This window comes from Candidatus Pantoea bituminis (assembly GCF_018842675.1).
Classification (GTDB): domain Bacteria; phylum Pseudomonadota; class Gammaproteobacteria; order Enterobacterales; family Enterobacteriaceae; genus Pantoea; species Pantoea phytostimulans.
The window spans coordinates 3,115,178-3,135,127 of the sequence record NZ_JAGTWO010000004.1 but is presented as its reverse complement, the minus strand read 5'-3'; the positions used below and the strand labels follow the sequence as shown (position 1 = coordinate 3,135,127).

Annotated in this window: 14 protein-coding genes and 3 pseudogenes; 13 read left to right on the top strand and 4 right to left on the bottom strand. The window is 51.6% G+C overall.

Going from position 1 to position 19,950, the window contains the following annotated elements:
* Position 1: 1 nt before the first annotated feature.
* The 4 genes from leuC to leuL form a co-directional block, all read right to left on the bottom strand.
* Entirely contained in the window at positions 2–1,408 is a 1,407-nt protein-coding gene (gene leuC / locus KQP84_RS18605; RefSeq protein WP_215847649.1) for a 3-isopropylmalate dehydratase large subunit, read from the bottom strand.
* A gap of 4 nt (positions 1,409–1,412) precedes the next feature.
* Positions 1,413–2,504 (bottom strand): 3-isopropylmalate dehydrogenase, encoded by a 1,092-nt coding sequence (gene leuB / locus KQP84_RS18600; RefSeq protein WP_215847648.1) that lies wholly within the window; start codon positions 2,502–2,504, stop codon positions 1,413–1,415.
* 2 nt (positions 2,505–2,506) lie between these two features.
* Positions 2,507–4,069: a 2-isopropylmalate synthase gene (leuA, locus tag KQP84_RS18595; protein WP_215847647.1), complete on the bottom strand. Its 1,563-nt coding sequence runs from the start codon at positions 4,067–4,069 to the stop codon at positions 2,507–2,509.
* A gap of 91 nt (positions 4,070–4,160) precedes the next feature.
* Entirely contained in the window at positions 4,161–4,244 is an 84-nt protein-coding gene (gene leuL / locus KQP84_RS26255) for a leu operon leader peptide (protein ID WP_215848340.1), read from the bottom strand.
* A 737-nt stretch (positions 4,245–4,981) separates the two neighbouring features.
* On the opposite strand from leuL, the pseudogene ilvI reads away from it, so the two are divergent.
* From ilvI to murG, 13 genes and pseudogenes are all read left to right on the top strand, one after another.
* A pseudogene (gene ilvI, locus KQP84_RS18585) lies at positions 4,982–6,705 on the top strand (acetolactate synthase 3 large subunit).
* A 2-nt stretch (positions 6,706–6,707) separates the two neighbouring features.
* Positions 6,708–7,199 carry an acetolactate synthase small subunit gene (gene ilvN, locus KQP84_RS18580; protein WP_010253849.1) on the top strand — a complete coding sequence of 164 codons (492 nt, stop codon included), beginning with the start codon at positions 6,708–6,710 and terminating at the stop codon, positions 7,197–7,199.
* A 196-nt stretch (positions 7,200–7,395) separates the two neighbouring features.
* Positions 7,396–8,406 (top strand): catabolite repressor/activator, encoded by a 1,011-nt coding sequence (gene cra, locus KQP84_RS18575; RefSeq protein WP_215847646.1) that lies wholly within the window; start codon positions 7,396–7,398, stop codon positions 8,404–8,406.
* 498 nt (positions 8,407–8,904) lie between these two features.
* Entirely contained in the window at positions 8,905–9,363 is a 459-nt protein-coding gene (gene mraZ / locus KQP84_RS18570; RefSeq protein ID WP_215847645.1) for a division/cell wall cluster transcriptional repressor MraZ, read from the top strand.
* A gap of 2 nt (positions 9,364–9,365) precedes the next feature.
* A complete protein-coding gene (gene rsmH, locus KQP84_RS18565) occupies positions 9,366–10,301 on the top strand; it encodes a 16S rRNA (cytosine(1402)-N(4))-methyltransferase RsmH (RefSeq protein WP_215847644.1) in 936 nt (311 codons plus the stop codon).
* A gap of 2 nt (positions 10,302–10,303) precedes the next feature.
* The gene (ftsL, locus tag KQP84_RS18560) at positions 10,304–10,624 is read left to right on the top strand and encodes a cell division protein FtsL (RefSeq protein ID WP_215847643.1); all 321 of its coding nucleotides are present in this window, start codon (positions 10,304–10,306) and stop codon (positions 10,622–10,624) included.
* Positions 10,584–12,406 (top strand): annotated as a pseudogene (gene ftsI, locus KQP84_RS18555) (peptidoglycan DD-transpeptidase PBP3). The gene ftsL and the pseudogene ftsI overlap by 41 nt, the downstream one beginning before the upstream one ends.
* A pseudogene (gene murE, locus KQP84_RS18550) lies at positions 12,393–13,868 on the top strand (UDP-N-acetylmuramoyl-L-alanyl-D-glutamate--2,6-diaminopimelate ligase); the annotation flags it as partial. The pseudogenes ftsI and murE, both read left to right, overlap by 14 nt.
* 7 nt (positions 13,869–13,875) lie before the next feature.
* Positions 13,876–15,234: a UDP-N-acetylmuramoyl-tripeptide--D-alanyl-D-alanine ligase gene (gene murF, locus KQP84_RS18545; RefSeq protein ID WP_215847642.1), complete on the top strand. Its 1,359-nt coding sequence runs from the start codon at positions 13,876–13,878 to the stop codon at positions 15,232–15,234.
* Positions 15,228–16,310, top strand: coding sequence for a phospho-N-acetylmuramoyl-pentapeptide-transferase (mraY, locus tag KQP84_RS18540; RefSeq protein ID WP_215847641.1), 1,083 nt, complete (start codon positions 15,228–15,230; stop codon positions 16,308–16,310). Before murF ends, mraY begins: the two co-directional genes overlap by 7 nt.
* Positions 16,311–16,312: 2 nt before the next feature.
* Positions 16,313–17,629, top strand: a complete 1,317-nt coding sequence (murD, locus tag KQP84_RS18535) for a UDP-N-acetylmuramoyl-L-alanine--D-glutamate ligase (protein ID WP_215847640.1) — start codon at positions 16,313–16,315, stop codon at positions 17,627–17,629.
* On the top strand, positions 17,629–18,843 hold the full coding sequence (ftsW, locus tag KQP84_RS18530) for a cell division protein FtsW (protein ID WP_215847639.1): 1,215 nt from the start codon (positions 17,629–17,631) through the stop codon (positions 18,841–18,843). The genes murD and ftsW overlap by 1 nt, the downstream gene beginning before the upstream one ends.
* Positions 18,840–19,898: an undecaprenyldiphospho-muramoylpentapeptide beta-N-acetylglucosaminyltransferase gene (gene murG / locus KQP84_RS18525; protein ID WP_215847638.1), complete on the top strand. Its 1,059-nt coding sequence runs from the start codon at positions 18,840–18,842 to the stop codon at positions 19,896–19,898. The genes ftsW and murG overlap by 4 nt, the downstream gene beginning before the upstream one ends.
* Positions 19,899–19,950: the final 52 nt, after the last annotated feature.

The window sequence follows — 19,950 nt, the reverse complement described above, 5'->3', positions numbered from 1 at the left end:
CTTATGCTCCTGTCGTCAGTTCACGGATGTCAGCAAAATGACCAGTTACCGCAGCCGCAGCTGCCATGGCCGGGCTAACCAGATGCGTACGGCCGCCACGTCCTTGACGTCCTTCAAAGTTACGGTTGCTGGTAGAGGCGCAACGCTCACCCGGATTCAGGCGATCGTTGTTCATGGCCAGGCACATTGAGCAACCCGGCAAGCGCCATTCAAAACCCGCTTCGAGGAAAATCTTATCCAGACCTTCCGCTTCCGCCTGCGCTTTTACCGGACCCGAGCCTGGCACCACCATCGCCATTACGCCTGGCGCGACTTTGCGGCCTTTGGCAATCGCAGCAGCAGCGCGTAAATCTTCAATACGTGAGTTAGTACAAGAACCGATAAAGACTTTGTCGATGCTAACGTCAGTCAGCTTGATGCCTGGCTGCAGATCCATATACGCCAGCGCTTTCTCTGCGGAGGCGCGTTCAACGGGATCGGCAAAAGAGGCTGGATTCGGGATCGCTTGATCAACGGCAATGACCTGGCCTGGATTTGTTCCCCAAGTTACCTGAGGCGCGATCTCTTCGGCATGCAGGGTAACAACCGCATCAAATTTTGCGCCTTCATCTGACTTCAGGGTGCGCCAATACTCGACGGCTTGTTCCCATTTCTCACCGTCGGGTGAAAACTGGCGACCTTTCAGGTAAGTAAAGGTGGTGTCATCCGGTGCCACTAAACCCGCTTTGGCACCCATCTCAATGGCCATGTTGCACAGCGTCATACGACCTTCCATGCTCAGCGCTTCAATGGCTGGGCCACAGAATTCGACTACATGGCCGGTGCCGCCTGCGCTACCGGTTTTACCGATGATCGCCAGCACAATATCTTTGGCAGTGATGCCGGTAGCCGCTTCACCCAGCACTTCGATTTTCATGGTTTTGGCACGGCCCTGTTTCAGGGTTTGCGTGGCAAACACATGCTCAACTTCTGAAGTACCGATACCAAATGCCAGCGAACCAAAAGCGCCGTGCGTTGCAGTATGTGAATCACCGCAAACAATGGTCATGCCGGGCAAAGTCATACCTTGCTCTGGACCAATTACGTGCACAATGCCTTGAAACGGGTGATTCAGGTCATACAACTGCACGCCAAACTCGGCACAGTTCTTCATCAATTCTTGCATCTGGATACGTGCCATCTCGCCCGACGCATTGATATCTTTGGTCTGCGTGGAGACGTTATGATCCATGGTCGCGAAGGTTTTAGACGGCTGACGGACTTTACGACCGTGAGCACGCAGGCCATCAAAGGCCTGCGGTGATGTCACTTCATGGATCAGATGGCGATCGATATAGAGCAATGGGGTTTCATTTGGCGTTTCATTAACGACATGTGCATCAAATAACTTCTGGTATAAAGTTTTCATTATTTTATTTTTCCTCGGCGATAAAGCGGGCAATGATACTGCCCATCTCATCTGTGCTGACTGCTGGGCCATCACCGGCTAAATCTTTGGTACGATAACCTTCTTCCAGCGCACGACTGATCGCGCGCTCAATGCTGTCTGCAGCGTCATTAGCATTCAGGCTGTAGCGCAGCAGCAGAGATAAGGAGAGGATCTGCGCAACGGGGTTAGCGATATTTTGTCCCGCGATGTCAGGCGCAGAACCGCCTGCCGGTTCGTAAAGACCAAACCCTTCTTCATTCAGGCTGGCGGAAGGCAGCATGCCCATTGAACCGGTGATCATGGCGCATTCGTCAGAAAGAATGTCACCAAACAGGTTAGAACACAGCAGCACATCAAACTGTGAAGGATCTTTGATCAACTGCATGGTGGCGTTGTCGATATAGATGTGGCTCAACTGCACGTCAGGATATTCTTTAGCGATCTCGTTAACGATTTCGCGCCACATTACGGAGGTTTGCAGCACGTTGGCTTTATCCACTGACGTAACTTTATTACGGCGTTTACGAGCAGATTCAAAAGCAATGCGCGCAATACGTTCAATCTCGAAACGGTGATAGACCTCGGTATCAAACGCACGCTCATGTGGACCGCTGCCTTCGCGGCCTTTTGGCTGACCGAAGTAGATGCCGCCAGTTAACTCACGCACGCAAAGAATATCGAAGCCCTTTGCAGCGATGTCGCTACGCAGCGGACAAAATGCTTCCAGGCCGCTGTAGAGCGCAGCAGGGCGCAAGTTGCTAAACAGTTTGAAGTGCTTACGCAGCGGCAACAGCGCGCCACGCTCAGGTTGGGAAGCGGGAGGTAAATGCTCCCATTTTGGGCCACCTACCGAACCAAACAGAATTGCATCGGCTTGTTCACAACCGGCTACTGTTGCCGGTGGAAGGGGTTCACCATGACGATCAATCGCGATGCCGCCAACATCATATTCGCTGGTGGTGATGCGCATATCGAAGCGTTGACGAATCGCATCTAACACTTTGATGGCCTGCGCCATGACTTCTGGACCAATACCGTCGCCCGGTAAAACTGCGATATGTGAAGACGTAGACATAGTTACACCGTTTCCTTCTGATCTTTAAATTTGCGCTGCAATTCTTTTTCAACCTGTTTGGCACGCCAGATATTGTTCAGGGCGTTGACCATCGCTTTGGCGGAAGACTCGACAATATCCGTTGCCAAGCCGACACCATGAAATTTACGGCCGTTGTAGCTCACCACAATATCAACCTGACCCAAGGCATTTTCGCCGTGGCCTTTTGCCGTCAGTTTGTAGTTCACCAGCTCGGCATCAAACTGGGTGATGCGATTGATCGCTTGATAGACCGCATCGACTGGGCCGTTACCGGTTGCCGCCTCAGATTTTGCTTCTTCACCACAACCCAGATTCACCGATGCGGTTGCGTTGATGCTTGAACCCGACTGCACATTAAAATCGTTCAGCTGGAAATATTCCGGCTCTTCGTTTTGCTTGTTAATGAACGCCAGCGCTTCCAGGTCATAATCGAATACCTGACCTTTTTTGTCGGCCAGTTTCAGGAACGCGTCGTACAGTTTGTCCAGGTTGTAATCGCTCTCTTTGTAGCCCATCTCTTCCATGCGATGTTTTACCGCGGCACGGCCTGAGCGTGACGTCAGATTCAGCTGGATTTTGTGCAGGCCGATCGATTCTGGCGTTAATATTTCGTAGTTTTCACGATTTTTCAGCACGCCATCCTGATGGATGCCGGAAGAGTGAGCAAAGGCGTTAGAACCGACCACCGCTTTGTTAGCGGGAATCGGCATGTTGCAGATCTGGCTAACCATTTGGCTGGTACGGTAAATTTCCTGATGCTGAATATTGGTATGGACGTTCATGATCTGCTGACGGGTTTTAATCGCCATAATCACTTCTTCCAGCGCACAGTTACCTGCACGTTCACCCAGACCATTCATTGTGCCTTCGACCTGGCGCGCACCCGCCTGAACCGCAGCAATCGCGTTGCCGGTAGCCATACCTAAGTCGTCGTGGGTATGAACGGACAGAATGGCTTTATCGATGTTAGGTACGCGGTTGACCAACTGACGGATGATGTCTGCGTATTCACCCGGCAAGGTATAACCCACGGTGTCGGGAATGTTGATGGTTGTCGCGCCTGCGTTAATCGCGGCTTCAACCATGCGGCACAGATCATCAATCGGCGTACGACCGCCATCTTCACAAGAAAATTCAACATCATTGGTGTAATTACGGGCGCGTTTCACCATGTGAACGGCGCGCTCAATCACTTCTGGCAAGGTGCTGCGCAGCTTAGTGGCGATGTGCATCGGCGACGTGGCGATAAAAGTGTGAATGCGAAACGCTTCGGCAACGCGCAGTGCTTCGTATGCGGCGTCAATATCTTTCTCTACACAACGCGCCAGACCACAGACGCGGCTGTTTTTAATAGTGCGCGCAATGGTTTGTACCGATTCAAAATCACCAGGTGAGGAAACCGGGAAACCGACTTCCATTACATCGACGCCCATGCGCTCCAGCGCTAAAGCAATCTGCAGTTTTTCTTTCACACTCAGGCTGGCCTGTAATGCCTGCTCACCGTCGCGCAGAGTGGTATCGAAAATAATGACTTGTTGGCTCATCGTATTCATCCTTATGCATTAACTTCGCTTTGCAACGAGCATAAAAAAACCCGCGCATCGGCGCGGGTTTTTAACTTTCAGCAGGTTTGAATCAGTGTTTGATTCCGCCCACAAGTCTACCGCGCAAATTGGCTGCGTTTAGTAGTAGACCTAGTAGGCGAGTAGAACGAAACATGGATTCAAACCTCGTAAATTTTTTTGCTGCACATATTGGTACTGGAATCCCTAAGGGATGTCAACCATAGGTGAAGGGTTATTTCATTAGGTCGCTAAGAAAAATATTCTGTAGTTTTACGTCGTTGCAGAGTTATGCGCAGCAGCATAAAAGCAGGGATATCACCTGAGGATGAAAACATAAGGATTCAATAAAATAAATTATTATATCCCATTGAGTTATAATGTTTAATTTTAATTATTTTGCCGTAATGATTACGGTTGGTGAGCGTTTGATGCAGCAGAATCTCATGTGAATGGATTGTTTTAAGGATAATAACGCCAGAAATGAATTGTCTCAGGAAATTGTGGGCTAACGCTTCCTCCAATAACTTTTTGCTATTTCTTAGATCACGCTGCAATTAATATCATGACTAGCATTTTCGTCTGCTGTTAGCTCACGTAATTAGTTTAATCATCGTAGCCAAATCTTATCGAGCAGAGCCTTTAAAGCCTAATCGATTGCCTAACTCAAGTTTGAAGTTTGCCTGCCAGGTTTTCTACGGTTATGGTAATCGACCTACTATCAAAAGAATTAAATCAGCAGATTTCTCTGTATCTGGACAGCGGAAATGATTCCCGCTGTCTACGCGTAAACATAAGGTTTTGATCTTAATTGGCGAACAGGGAGCAGGATGCAAGTGACATGCTGGAAAGCATTCGTCAGTGAATTCAGTTCCTTTAGCCTGGAGGCAGAAAATGGAGATGTTGTCAGGAGCCGAAATGGTCGTCCGTTCGTTAATCGATCAGGGCGTAAAGCAGGTATTCGGTTATCCGGGCGGAGCGGTGCTTGATATCTATGACGCTCTGCAAACGGTGGGTGGTATTGATCACATATTAGTTCGCCATGAACAGGGCGCAGTGCATATGGCTGACGGTCTGGCGCGCGCCACTGGCGAAGTGGGTGTGGTGCTGGTGACCTCGGGTCCCGGTGCAACCAACGCAATTACCGGTATTGCTACGGCATACATGGATTCCATTCCGCTCGTTATTCTATCGGGGCAAGTACCGTCTTCACTGATTGGTTACGATGCTTTCCAGGAGTGCGACATGGTGGGGATTTCCCGCCCGGTGGTGAAACACAGCTTCTTAGTGAAAAGCACCGAAGAAATTCCTGGCGTTTTGAAAAAAGCCTTTTGGCTGGCAGCAAGTGGTCGTCCCGGTCCGGTCGTCATCGATCTGCCGAAAGATATTCTAAATCCTGCCCACAAACTGCCTTATATGTGGCCGGATTCGGTGAGCATGCGCTCATACAATCCAACCGTTCAAGGACATAAAGGTCAGATCAAGCGCGCTTTGCAAACGCTGTTAGCAGCGCATAAGCCTGTGATGTATGTCGGTGGCGGTGCGATTACTTCCGCTTGTGAAGCTGAAGTGCTTCAGTTGGCTGAAAGCCTGAATATCCCGGTTACAAACTCATTAATGGGATTAGGCGCTTTCCTGGCACGCATCGCCAGTGCCTTGGCATGCTAGGCATGCACGGGACTTACGAAGCGAACATGACGATGCACAATGCCGATTTGATTTTTGGTATTGGCGTACGTTTTGACGATCGCACCACCAATAACCTGGCAAAATATTGTCCTAATGCCACGGTGATGCACATTGATATCGATCCTACCTCGATTTCTAAAACCGTTGCCGCAGACATTCCTATCGTCGGCGATGCTAAACAAGTTCTGCAGCAGATGCTGGAACTGCTGGCGCAAAACGAAAGCAAGCAGCAGCTTGATAGTCTGCGCGATTGGTGGCAAACGATTGATGGCTGGCGTAGCCGCAAGTGTCTTGAATTTGATCGCACCAGCGACAAGATCAAACCGCAGGCGGTCATTGAAACTATTTATCGCCTGACTCAGGGCGATGCTTACGTCACCTCTGATGTCGGCCAGCACCAGATGTTCGCCGCACTTTATTATCAGTTTGATAAGCCGCGTCGCTGGATTAACTCCGGCGGACTGGGAACGATGGGCTTTGGATTGCCAGCAGCGCTGGGTGTGAAAATGGCGCTGCCAGATGAGACGGTGATTTGCGTAACCGGTGATGGCAGCATTCAGATGAACATTCAGGAGCTTTCAACTGCACTGCAATATGACTTGCCGGTGCTGGTGCTAAACCTCAACAACCGCGTTCTCGGCATGGTGAAGCAGTGGCAAGACATGATCTATTCAGGGCGCCATTCACAATCCTATATGGAATCGCTGCCTGATTTTGTTCGCCTGGCAGAAGCATATGGACACGTTGGAATTGCGATTCAACACCCTGCCGAGCTGGAAGAGAAGTTAGCCTTGGCGCTGGATACGCTAGCGAAAGGTCGTCTGGTATTTGTTGATGTTACGGTTGATGGCAGCGAGCACGTTTACCCGATGCATATTCGCGGTGGCAGTATGGACGAGATGTGGTTGAGCAAAACGGAGAGGACTTAATTATGCGTCGCATTTTATCAGTTTTGCTGGAAAACGAATCCGGCGCATTGTCTCGCGTTGTCGGCTTGTTTTCACAACGCGGCTACAACATTGAAAGCCTTACTGTTGCACCAACCGATGATCCGACACTTTCGCGTATGACGATCCAAACGGTCGGCGATCAAAAAGTATTGGAGCAGATCGAGAAGCAACTGCACAAACTGGTTGATGTATTGCGCGTAACCGAGTTGGGGCAGGGTGCCTACGTTGAACGTGAAATTATGTTGGTGAAGATCCAAGCCAGCGGATATGGACGCGAAGAAGTTAAACGTAATGCTGAAATCTTTCGCGGTCAGATTATCGATGTGACGCCAACGCTTTACACGGTTCAGCTTGCAGGCACCAGCGACAAGCTGGATGCTTTTTTGAATACCGTGCGCGATGTTGCGGAAATTGTTGAAGTTGCACGTTCGGGCATCGTTGGTGTCTCACGTGGCGATCGCATCATGCGGTAATAACGTAGCGGAATCAAACAACTGTGTGCTAACCCGGCGAAATGCCGGGTTTTTTTATTTTTATGCGCTATGCCGCCTACCGTCATAAAAGCGGTTGCCCCACACACTTTTCTGCTGTTAGATGTGATAAATGAGTTGTCCTTAGCGTAACTGCGGCTATTTACGCTGCAGAAGCGTGCTTGATTGTGGGGTTATCGTGAAACTGGATGAAATTGCGCGCCTGGCAGGCGTGTCGCGCACCACGGCCAGTTACGTCATTAATGGCAAAGCGCGGCAGTATCGTGTCAGCGACAAAACCGTCGAGAAAGTCATGGCGGTGGTGCGTGAACATAATTATCACCCCAATGCGGTGGCCGCAGGGCTACGTGCGGGGCGCACGCGTTCGATTGGTTTAGTTATTCCTGATTTGGAAAACACCAGTTATACGCGTATCGCTAATTATCTTGAGCGGCAAGCACGTCAGCGTGGATATCAGCTATTGATCGCCTGTTCGGAAGATCAGCCCGATAATGAAATGCGCTGCATTGAGCATCTGCTGCAACGCCAGGTTGATGCCATCATCGTTTCAACCTCTTTACCACCCGAGCATCCGTTTTATCAACGCTGGATCCACGATTCGCTGCCGATTATTGCATTGGACCGTGCGCTTGATCGTGAGCATTTTACCAGCGTGGTGGGTGCAGATCAGGACGATGCCTTTATGCTGGCGGCTGAATTGCGTCAGCTTGAAGTAAAAAACGTGCTGTTCCTGGGCGCTTTGCCAGAGCTTTCAGTGAGTTTTCTGCGAGAAACGGGTTTCCGTGATGCATGGAAAGAGGATGATCGACCCATCGATTACCTTTATTGCAACAGCTTTGAACGTACCGCTGCCGCGGCAATGTTTGAAAAATATCTCGAAGACCATGCGATGCCAGAAGCACTTTTCACCACCTCATTTGGATTGCTGCAAGGTGTGATGGATGTAGTGCTGAAACGTGAAGGACGTTTACCTACGGAGCTGGCTATTGCGACTTTTGGCGACCACGAATTACTGGACTTTTTAGAGTGTCCGGTTTTAGCGGTAGGTCAGCGGCATCGTGATGTTGCGGAGCGAGTACTTGAACTGGTTCTTGCCTCACTGGATGAGCCAAGAAAGCCCAAACCTGGACTTACACGTATTCGCCGTAATTTATTCCGACGCGGACAATTAAGCCGCAAATCAAAATAAAACGTGGGGCAGCAATTATGCTGCCCCAATAATTACCGTGGTAATTAAATTAGCGTAAAAAATCGCCAAGTCGTAAAAAAGAGTAAATTCTGCACACGTTAACTAACACATTATTGGAGAGGTATTTCTTTATTTGTTTAGATCTTCATCATTCAGCCAAGCCACGTCCCGCCTGATGCGCTAACTCATCCTTTAGGAAATCCCCTAAAATGCCACCGCTGTCTCAGAATCCACGATAAATATGCCGTCTCAATAATTGTTCTATTTTCCATCGTTTTTTTTACGTGCTTCAATTTTATTCAGTTATTCATCAAGTTAATTTCCATTTTGATTTTTTTAGCAGAGTTGATGCTCTGTAATTCAATTTTAGTCAGCATGAAATAGTGATATTCACTTACCGCTCCGGCTTGACAAGGATTTCATCGGGTCCTTAAACTCGTTTCGTGGTAAAAAGTGGGATAAAGTGGCGGAAATGGGTAACTGAGGAGAAAGGCTGGCATGTTCCGTGGAGCAACGTTAGTCAATCTTGACAGCAAAGGACGACTGGCCGTACCAATGCGCTATCGCGATTTGTTGAACAGTGAGTCTCAAGGTCAAATGGTTTGCACCATCGATCTTCATCAGCCCTGCCTGTTGCTTTATACCTTGCCTGAATGGGAAATCATTGAAAAGAAGCTTGCTCGCTTATCCAGTATGAACCCGCTTGAGCGCCGCGTGCAGCGCTTGCTGTTGGGGCATGCCAGTGAGTGTCAGATGGACAATGCAGGCCGCTTGCTGCTGGCGAACACGCTTCGTCAGCATGCCAAATTATCAAAAGAAGTGATGCTGGTTGGACAGTTCAATAAGTTTGAGCTGTGGGATGAACAGACCTGGTATCAACAAGTTAAGGACGATATTGACGCAGAACAGTCGGCTCAGGAACCTTTATCTGATCGATTGCAGGACTTGTCGCTATAGCTATGCAGGAAAATTTTAAACATACCACCGTGCTGTTGGATGAGGCTGTTAACGGCCTCAACATCAAGGAAGACGGGATCTACATCGACGGCACTTTTGGTCGTGGCGGTCATTCACGCTTAATTCTTTCGCAACTTGGTGCGAACGGGAAGCTCATCGCCATCGATCGTGACCCGCAAGCTATTGCCGCGGCCGCTGAGATTGATGATCCACGTTTTACAATTATTCATGGCCCTTTTTCTGCGCTGGCAGAATATGTCACCGAGCGTGATCTGGTTGGCAAGATCGACGGCATTTTGCTGGATCTTGGCGTCTCTTCTCCGCAGTTAGATGACGCCGAGCGTGGCTTCTCTTTCATGCGTGATGGGCCGCTCGATATGCGTATGGATCCCACGCGAGGGCATTCTGCCGCGGATTGGCTGCTCCACGCTGATGAAGCTGATATCGCTTTCGTGCTGAAAACTTACGGTGAAGAACGTTTTGCTAAGCGTATTGCACGTGCCATTGTCGAGCGCAATCGTGAACAGCCAATGACGCGTACTAAAGAATTGGCTGACGTTATCGCAGCGGCAACGCCGATAAAAGACAAGTTTAAACATCCTGCGACACGCAGTTTCCAGGCGATTCGTATCTGGATTAACAGTGAACTGGAAGAGATCGACATCGCGCTGAAAGGGGCCGTTGAGGTGCTGGCAACTGAAGGCCGCTTATCCGTTATCAGTTTTCACTCGTTAGAAGATCGCTTGGTTAAACGTTTTATGCGCGATCAAAGTCGTGGTCCGCAAGTTCCACCTGGAATTCCGATGACTGAGTACCAGTTAAGAGAGTTAGGTGGACGAGAGCTGAAGCTGCACGGCAAGTTGGTGCCGGGCGATCGTGAAGTATCAGAAAACCCACGCGCGCGCAGTTCGGTGTTGCGTATTGCGGAGAGAACGTAAGCATGATCGGCAATGAGCGCCACAGCCTGCCCGGCGTCATTGGCGGCGATCTGCTGCGTAAGGGCAAAGTTCCGGTATTGCTGTTAATCGCCGTAATGGTTTCAGCGGTGTTCGTTGTCACCACGACGCATAAAACGCGTTTGTTAACGGCACAGCGTGAACAGTTAGTACTGGAACGTGATGCGCTTGATATTGAATGGCGCAACCTGATTTTGGAAGAAAACGCCTTGGGCGATCACAGCAGAGTAGAGCGGATCGCGACCGAGAAGCTGCAGCTGCAGCATGTTGATCCTTCACAAGAAAATATTGTGGTGCAGAAATAAGGACCTCAAACAGCGAATGAGCGGCGCAGGCAGAACGCTGAAGTTGAAGAAACCGGAAGATAAAGCCAGCTTTGTAAGCTGGCGTTTTGCGTTGCTGTGCGGCTGTATTTTGCTGGCATTAGGCGGCCTTCTCTCCCGTGTCGCCTGGTTACAGGTTATTAACCCAGACAAACTGGTTAAAGAGGGCGATTTGCGCTCGCTGCGCGTGCAGGCGGTGCCGACGGCACGTGGCATGATCAGCGATCGTGCAGGGCGTCCATTGGCGGTAAGTGTCCCGGTCAATGCTATTTGGGCCGATCCTAAAGAGCTGCACGATGGCGGTGGCGTGACATTAGACAGCCGCTGGAAAGCGCTGTCTGATGCGCTCTCCATTCCTCTTGATCAGCTCGCCGCTCGCGTCAACGCCAATCCAAAAGGACGTTTTGTCTATCTGGCGCGCCAGGTCAATCCGGCTATTGGTGAATACGTTAAAAAACTTAAGCTTCCCGGTATTCATCTCCGCGAAGAGTCTCGTCGTTATTACCCGGCAGGGCAGGTGACATCCCATCTAATCGGCTTCACCAACATTGATGGTCAAGGCATTGAAGGGGTCGAGAAGAGCTTTGATAAATGGCTTACCGGTGCGCCAGGCGAACGTACGGTACGTAAAGATCGCTTTGGCCGCGTAATTGAAGATATCTCTTCAGTAGACAGCCGCGCCGCACATAACCTGACACTAAGCATTGATGAGCGCTTACAGGCGCTGGTTTACCGTGAATTGAATAACGCGGTTGCCTTCAACAAAGCGGAGTCTGGAACCGCCGTGCTGGTTGATGTCAGCACCGGTGAAGTGTTAGCGATGGCAAACAGCCCAGCTTACAACCCGAATAATCTCAGCAATACGCCTAAAGAGATGATGCGTAACCGCGCTATCACAGACATTTTTGAGCCAGGCTCCACGGTGAAACCGATGGTGGTGATGACGGCGCTGCAACGCAACGTGGTCAAAGAAAACAGCGTATTGAATACCGTGCCTTATCGTGTAAATGGTCATGAGATCAAAGATGTGGCGCGTTATAACGAATTGACCCTGACAGGGGTTTTGCAGAAGTCGAGTAACGTCGGTGTTTCACGTTTGGCGTTAGCGATGCCCTCCTCAGCGCTCGTAGATACTTACGCACGCTTTGGACTGGGTAAACCGACCAATTTGGGGCTGGTCGGGGAAAGTAGTGGCTTATACCCTCAAAAACAACGGTGGTCTGACATAGAGAGGGCCACCTTCTCTTTCGGCTACGGGCTAATGGTAACGCCGTTACAGTTAGCGCGAGTCTATGCAACGATTGGCAGCTACGGCATTAATCGCCCGCTGTCGATCACTAAGGTTGATCCACCGGTTGCCGGTGAACGCGTTTTCGATGAGTCACTGGTGAAAACCGTGGTGCATATGATGGAAAGCGTCGCGCTGCCGGGTGGAGGTGGTGTTAAAGCCGCCATCAAGGGATACCGCATCGCGATCAAAACGGGTACGGCAAAAAAGTCGGACCGGATGGGCGCTACGTCAATAAATACATTGCTTACACTGCAGGCGTTGCGCCTGCCAGTCACCCTCGTTTTGCGCTGGTGGTGGTGATCAACGATCCCCAGGCCGGCAAATATTATGGCGGTGCGGTTTCCGCGCCGGTGTTTGGTGCCATCATGGGCGGCGTTTTACGCACCATGAACATCGAGCCGGATGCGTTGCCGGTCAATGACAAGAACGAGTTAGTGACTAACAGAAGTGAGGAATCAAGTGACAGATCGTAACCTGCGCGACTTACTTGGCCCATGGGTGCCAGACGCGCCGGCACGTCAGCTTCGTGACATGACGCTGGATAGCCGCATTGCGGCATCGGGCGATCTGTTTGTGGCTGTTGCAGGCCACCACGCCGATGGACGGCGTTTTATTCCGCAGGCTATTGCTCAAGGCGTTTCGGCTGTGATTGCTGAAGCAGAAGGCGAGGCCATTGACGGCGAAATTCGTGAAATGCACGGCGTACCGGTGGTTTATCTGGCGCAACTGCATCAGCGTTTATCCGCATTAGCTGGGCGCTTCTATCAACAGCCCGGTGAAAAACAGCAGCTGGTTGGCGTTACTGGCACCAACGGTAAAACCACTACCACGCAGCTTTTAGCGCAGTGGGCGAAACTCTTAGGTGAAACCAGCGCGGTAATGGGCACGGTCGGCAACGGCCTTTTCGGTCAACTCGTACCCACTGAAAATACCACCGGATCTGCAGTCGATGTACAACATATCCTGCATGATCTTACCGCGAAGGGTGCCACCCTGACGGCGATGGAAATTTCCTCACACGGCTTGGTGCAGCACCGCGTGGCGGCTTTGCCTTTTGCTGCTGCGGTATTCACCAATCTCAGCCGTGACCACCTCGATTATCATGGCGATATGCAGAGCTACGAATCTGCGAAATGGCTCTTGTTCTCTGAGCATCAGGTAGGCGAAGCGATTCTGAACGCTGATGATGAGGTAGGGCGCCGTTGGTTGGCCAACCTTCCTGATGCCGTAGCGGTCACTATGGAAAATAATCTGCAGCCAGGCTGCCATGGCCGTTGGTTGAAGGCGGACAATGTGACCTATCACGATGATGGTGCGCATATCCGTTTCAGCTCGAGTTGGGGCGAAGGTGAAATCAATAGCCGCCTGATGGGTGCCTTTAACGTCAGCAACCTATTGCTGGCGCTGGCGACATTGTTGGCGCTCGATTATTCACTGGATGAGTTAGTGCGCGTTGCGCCGCAACTGCAGCCGGTAAATGGTCGTATGGAAGTCTTTAGCGCCGCAGGCAAGCCGACTGTCGTCGTCGATTATGCCCACACGCCAGACGCGCTGGAAAAAGCGCTGGAAGCGGCGCGTCTGCACTGCAAAGGTCAGCTTTGGTGCCTGTTTGGCTGTGGTGGCGATCGCGACAAAGGCAAACGCCCACTGATGGGCGCGATTGCTGAGCAATATGCGGATGTCGTGGTGATCACTGATGACAATCCTCGCAGCGAAGATCCACAAGCCATTGTGAAGGATATTTTAGCCGGCCTGCTGGATCCAACGCGCGCACGCGTGGTTGCAGGTCGTGCACAAGCCGTGACCAATGCCATCATGCAGGCTCAGCCAGACGACATCGTGTTGGTGGCGGGTAAAGGGCATGAAGATTATCAAATCGTCGGCAATCGCCGCCTTGATTACTCTGATCGCGCGACTGTTGCGGCTTTATTAGGGGCGCGGCATGATCCCGGTTTCCTTAAGCACTTTGGCAGAGATCACAGGTGGTACGCTATATGGCAGCGATTTAACGCTGAATGAGGTGACCACCGATACCCGCAAAGTCACGGCAGGCTGTCTGTTTATTGCCATCGTCGGCGAACGCTTTGATGCACATGACTTTGTCGGTGAGGCAATTGCCAGCGGCGCGCTGGCCTTATTGGTGAGCAAACATTTACCCGTCGCTGTACCACAAGTGGTGGTTGATGACACACGTTTGGCGTTTGGCAAGTTAGCCGCGTGGGTGCGTCAACAGGCGAAAGCGCGCGTTGTCGCGTTAACCGGCTCTTCCGGTAAAACCTCAGTCAAAGAGATGACTGCGGCTATTTTGCGTCAGTGTGGTGAAACACTTTATACCGCAGGGAATCTGAATAATGATTTCGGCGTGCCGATGACGCTGCTGCGCCTGACCGCTGAACATCAATATGCGGTGATTGAATTAGGTGCTAACCATCAGGGTGAGATTGCTTACACTACCGAGCTGGTTCGCCCTGAAACGGCTTTGGTCAATAACCTTGCCGCTGCGCATCTCGAAGGCTTTGGATCTTTGGATGGAGTCGCTAAAGCCAAAGGTGAAATTTTCTTAGGCTTACCTGCCCACGGTACCGCCATTCTCAATGCCGACAGCAACGACTGGCCGCACTGGCAACAACACCTGCACGGTAAAACGGTTTGGCGTTTTTCGCCTCAAGCCAAAGAGTGTGATTTCTCTGCCAGCGATATCACTGTAGGGCAAGATGGCACGCACTTCACTATGCATACGCCGCGTGGCAATATCGCCATCACGCTGCCGCTGCCTGGCCGCCACAATATTGCTAACGCGCTGGCCGCCGCTGCGCTGACTCTTTCAGTAGACGCGCCGCTAAGCGCAATTCAGCTCGGCCTTAAAACACTCAAGTCTGTTCCTGGACGCCTGTTCCCGATCCGCTTATCACCAAGCAAGTTATTGCTGGATGACAGCTACAACGCGAACGTCGGCTCAATGACTGCTGCTGCGCAGGTACTGGGTGAAATGCCGGGTTATCGCGTGATGGTGGTGGGTGATATGGCGGAACTGGGTCATGAAGCAGAACAGTGCCATCGTGAAGTCGGACATGCGGCTAAAGCTGCAGGAATTGACCGCGTATTAAGCACCGGAAAAATCAGTCACCTCATTAGTGAAAGCAGCGAAGTTGGCGAACATTTCAGCGATAAAGCCGCGTTGACTGAACGTTTACGCTCGCTGTTGTCCGAACACACAGAAATTACGGTCTTGATTAAAGGTTCGCGTAGTGCCGCCATGGAGCAGGTAGTACAGAGCTTACAGGAGAAAGGAACATGTTAGTTTGGCTGGCCGAGCATTTGGTCGCATTTTATTCCGGCTTTAACGTCTTTTCGTACTTGACGTTTCGCGCCATTGTCAGCCTGCTGACCGCCTTGTTTATCTCTCTTTATATGGGGCCGCGTCTGATTGCCTGGCTACAAAAATTGCAGATTGGTCAGGTCGTTCGTAACGATGGTCCTGAGTCGCATTTTAGCAAGCGCGGCACGCCCACCATGGGCGGGATCATGATTCTTACGTCCATCACTATTTCAGTATTGATGTGGGCGTATCCATCCAATCCTTATGTCTGGTGCGTATTGGTGGTGCTGGTAGGGTTTGGCGTCATCGGCTTTGTTGATGATTACCGCAAAGTGGTGCGCAAAGATACTAAAGGTCTGATTGCTCGCTGGAAGTATTTTTGGATGTCGGTGATCTCACTGGGTGTCGCCTTCGCCCTGTTTCTGGCGGGTAAAGATACGCCAGCGACGCAGCTGGTGGTGCCGTTCTTCAAAGACATTATGCCGCAGTTGGGCTTGTTTTATATTCTGCTGGCGTATTTCGTGATTGTCGGAACCGGCAATGCAGTGAATTTAACCGATGGTCTGGATGGCCTGGCAATTATGCCCACCGTCTTTGTTGCTGCCGGTTTCGCGTTGGTAGCCTGGGCGACCGGTAACGTGAAGTTTGCTGAGTATTTGCATATTCCTTATCTTCGCCACGCAGGCGAACTGGTGATTGTCTGCACCGCGATTGTCGGCGCTGGGTTGGGCTTTTTATGGTTCAACACTTATCCGGCGCAGGTCTTTATGGGCGATGTCGGTTCACTGGCTTTGGGCGGTGCGCTGGGCACGATTGCGGTGCTGCTGCGTCAGGAGTTCTTGCTGGTGATCATGGGCGGCGTGTTTGTGGTTGAAACGCTGTCGGTAATTCTGCAGGTGGGATCGTTCAAGCTGCGCGGCCAGCGTATTTTTCGCATGGCGCCGATCCATCATCACTATGAATTGAAAGGGTGGCCGGAGCCGCGCGTCATCGTGCGCTTCTGGATTATTTCGCTGATGCTAGTGCTGATTGGCCTGGCCACGCTGAAGGTACGTTAATTATGGCTGACTATCGGGGCAGGAAAGTCGTCATTATCGGGTTAGGCCTGACCGGGCTTTCCTGTGTTGATTTCTTTTTAACGCAGGGTGTTACACCGCGCGTGATGGATACCCGTATATCGCCGCCCGGCCTCAACCAGGTTCCCGCACAGGTCGAGCGCTATGTCGGCGGCATCAATATCGATTGGCTGCTCGCGGCCGATCTGATAGTTGCCAGCCCCGGAATTGCACTGTCGCATCCTGCTTTAAGCGAAGCTGCTGATGCGGGTATCGAAATCGTGGGTGATATTGAACTGTTCTGCCGAGAAGCGCAGGCACCTATTGTGGCGATCACCGGTTCTAACGGCAAAAGTACCGTCACTACGCTGGTCGGTGAAATGGCAAAAGCCGCCGGTTGGCAAGTTGGCGTTGGCGGCAATATCGGTTTGCCTGCGCTGAGTTTGTTGAAATCACCTGCACAACTTTATGTGCTGGAACTCTCCAGCTTTCAGCTGGAAACCACGCACAGCCTGAGAGCGGCAGCCGCAACCATTCTCAACGTGACGGAAGATCATATGGATCGTTATCCGTTGGGCATGCAGCAATACCGCGCCGCCAAGCTGCGTATCTATGAGAATGCGCAGGTATGTGTGGTGAATGCAGATGATGGATTAACCATGCCGGTGCGCGGTGCAGATACACGCTGCGTCAGTTTTGGTATCGATATTGGGGATTATCACCTGAACAAGCAGCAGGGCAGCATCTGGTTGCGGGTGAAAGGCGAAAAAGTACTGAATACCGATGAAATGAAACTGGTGGGTCAGCATAACTACACCAACGCGCTGGCTGCACTGGCGCTGGCGGATGCCGTAGGTTTACCACGCGCCACCAGCCTGGCGGCTCTGACCGCTTATAGCGGGTTAGCGCATCGCTTCCAGCTGGTGCATGAACATAACGGCGTACGCTGGATTAACGATTCTAAAGCCACCAACGTTGGTAGTACCGAAGCGGCGTTGAAAGGGTTGATAGTGACCGGGCGCTTGTGGCTGTTGCTGGGCGGTGATGGCAAGTCGGCAGATTTCACGCCGCTGGCACGTTATCTACAAGGCGACAATTTACGGCTGTTCTGCTTTGGTCGCGATGGCGATGCGTTAGCCGCGTTGCGCCCTGACGTGTCGGTACGCACTGAAACCATGCAGCAGGCGATGACGCAAATTGCTGCGCAGGTTCAGCCTGGTGACATGGTACTGCTATCGCCAGCATGCGCCAGCCTCGATCAGTTTCGCAACTTTGAGCAACGCGGTGACGCGTTTGCACAACTGGCGAAGGAGCTGAGCTGATGAATATTCCAGGCGCAGGTTTGGCCAGTTACTTCTCAAGCCGCTTGAAAGATTGGGTGATGGGATCGCGTGAAAGCGACGACACTTCGCTGGTGTTGTATGACCGTACCTTGCTGTGGCTGACTTTTGGTTTGGCGGTTATCGGCTTTGTCATGGTGACATCGGCATCAATGCCGGTGGGCCAGCGCCTCAATGAAGACCCGTTTTACTTCGCAAAGCGCGACGCGTTTTACATCTTATTGGCTTTGGGTATCGCCTTGGTGACGTTGCGCGTGCCGATGGATTTTTGGCAGCGCTACAGCAACATCATGTTAATGACATCAGTAGCGATGCTGCTGATCGTATTAGTCGTCGGTAGCTCGGTAAACGGTGCATCGCGCTGGATTGCTCTAGGCCCGCTGCGTATTCAGCCAGCTGAGTTATCTAAGTTGACGCTGTTCTGCTACCTCGCCAGCTATCTGGTGCGAAAAGTTGAAGAAGTACGTAACAACTTTTGGGGTTTCTGTAAGCCGATGGGCGTGATGGTGATTTTGGCCGTCTTGCTTTTGGCGCAGCCTGACCTCGGAACGGTGGTTGTATTGTTTGTAACGACGCTGGCAATGCTGTTTCTGGCGGGAGCCAAACTGTGGCAGTTCCTGGCGATTATCGGTTCCGGCATTTTCGCCGTGGTGCTGTTGGTCATTGCCGAACCTTACCGTATGCGGCGTGTGACCTCTTTCTGGGATCCGTGGGAAGATCCGTTCGGTAGCGGATACCAGTTAACCCAGTCGCTGATGGCATTTGGTCGCGGTGAGTTCTGGGGGCAAGGCTTGGGAAATTCAGTGCAAAAACTGGAGTATTTGCCCGAAGCCCATACCGACTTTATTTTCTCGATTATCGGTGAAGAACTCGGCTACATCGGTGTGGTTTTAGCATTGTTAATGGTATTCTTCGTCGCTTTTCGCGCAATGTCGATTGGACGCCGCGCTCTGGAGCTTGATCAACGCTTTTCCGGCTTTTTAGCCTGTTCAATTGGCGTGTGGTTTAGCTTTCAGGCTTTGGTAAATGTCGGTGCTGCAGCGGGCATGTTGCCTACCAAAGGCTTGACCTTACCGCTGATCAGTTACGGCGGCTCCAGTTTGATCATCATGTCAACGGCCATCGTCTTCTTGTTGCGCATAGATTATGAAACGCGTCTGGCGAAAGCGCAGGCGTTTACCCGAGGTGGTCGATGAGTGGTAAACGATTGATGGTTATGGCAGGCGGGACTGGCGGGCATGTATTCCCCGGTCTGGCTGTCGCCCATCATCTGATGGAGCAGGGTTGGCAGGTGCGTTGGTTAGGCACCGCGGATCGCATGGAAGCCGATTTAGTGCCGAAGCATGGCATCGAGATTGATTTTATCCAGATTAGCGGATTGCGTGGTAAGGGCATTAAAGCTCAGTTGCTGGCACCCATGCGTATTTTCAATGCATGGCGCCAGGCGCGGGCCATTATTAAAGCCTGGCAGCCGGATGTGGTACTCGGGATGGGCGGTTACGTCTCCGGGCCTGGCGGTTTAGCGGCGTGGAGTTGCGGAATCCCGGTGGTATTGCATGAGCAAAATGGCATCGCTGGATTGACCAATAAATGGTTGGCAAAAATCGCCACCAAAGTAATGCAGGCTTTTCCGGGTGCATTCCCTAAAGCGGACGTGGTGGGAAATCCGGTGCGTACCGATGTATTGGCTTTGCCTTTACCGATTGCACGTTTAGCCAATCGGAACGGCCCGGTTCGCGTTTTAGTGATTGGTGGCAGTCAGGGCGCACGTATTTTGAACCAGACAATGCCAGAAGTGGCTGCCGAACTGGGCGAGCAGATTACAATTTGGCATCAAACCGGTAAAGGTGGTTTGCCTGACGTACAACAAGCCTACGTAAAAGTGGGGCAAACGCAGCACAAGGTCACTGAGTTTATTGATGATATGGCTGCCGCCTATGCGTGGGCTGATGTGGTGGTCTGTCGTTCTGGTGCTTTAACCGTTAGCGAAATAGCAGCGGCAGGATTGCCCGCCATTTTTGTGCCGTTTCAGCATAAAGATCGCCAGCAATACTGGAACGCGTTACCGCTAGAAAAAGCGGGCGCGGCGAAAATTTTTGAGCAGCCGCAATTTACTGCGGATGCTGTAGCGGACACGCTGCGCCACTGGGATCGCCAAACATTGCTGACGATGGCTGAAAAAGCGCGTCAGGTGGCGATTCCCGATGCGACCGATCGGGTCGCGCTGGAAGTGGCTCGCGCCGCAAAGTAATGAATCCGGTCAGCTCGGCTGACCTGTGCTCATGCTGAGCACAAACTGAAAT

Excerpts from the sequence above, each read along its gene's own strand:
- ftsW (WP_215847639.1), top strand. The coding sequence starts at position 17,629 with ATGAATATTCCAGGCGCAGGTTTGGCCAGTTACTTCTCAAGCCGCTTG.
- mraY (WP_215847641.1), top strand. The coding sequence starts at position 15,228 with ATGTTAGTTTGGCTGGCCGAGCATTTGGTCGCATTTTATTCCGGCTTT.
- mraZ (WP_215847645.1), top strand. The coding sequence starts at position 8,905 with ATGTTCCGTGGAGCAACGTTAGTCAATCTTGACAGCAAAGGACGACTG.
- murD (WP_215847640.1), top strand. The coding sequence starts at position 16,313 with ATGGCTGACTATCGGGGCAGGAAAGTCGTCATTATCGGGTTAGGCCTG.
- rsmH (WP_215847644.1), top strand. The coding sequence starts at position 9,366 with ATGCAGGAAAATTTTAAACATACCACCGTGCTGTTGGATGAGGCTGTT.
- leuB (WP_215847648.1), bottom strand. The coding sequence starts at position 2,504 with ATGTCTACGTCTTCACATATCGCAGTTTTACCGGGCGACGGTATTGGT.
- leuA (WP_215847647.1), bottom strand. The coding sequence starts at position 4,069 with ATGAGCCAACAAGTCATTATTTTCGATACCACTCTGCGCGACGGTGAG.
- ilvN (WP_010253849.1), top strand. The coding sequence starts at position 6,708 with ATGCGTCGCATTTTATCAGTTTTGCTGGAAAACGAATCCGGCGCATTG.
- murG (WP_215847638.1), top strand. The coding sequence starts at position 18,840 with ATGAGTGGTAAACGATTGATGGTTATGGCAGGCGGGACTGGCGGGCAT.
- leuL (WP_215848340.1), bottom strand. The coding sequence starts at position 4,244 with ATGTTTCGTTCTACTCGCCTACTAGGTCTACTACTAAACGCAGCCAAT.
- murF (WP_215847642.1), top strand. The coding sequence starts at position 13,876 with ATGATCCCGGTTTCCTTAAGCACTTTGGCAGAGATCACAGGTGGTACG.
- ftsL (WP_215847643.1), top strand. The coding sequence starts at position 10,304 with ATGATCGGCAATGAGCGCCACAGCCTGCCCGGCGTCATTGGCGGCGAT.
- leuC (WP_215847649.1), bottom strand. The coding sequence starts at position 1,408 with ATGAAAACTTTATACCAGAAGTTATTTGATGCACATGTCGTTAATGAA.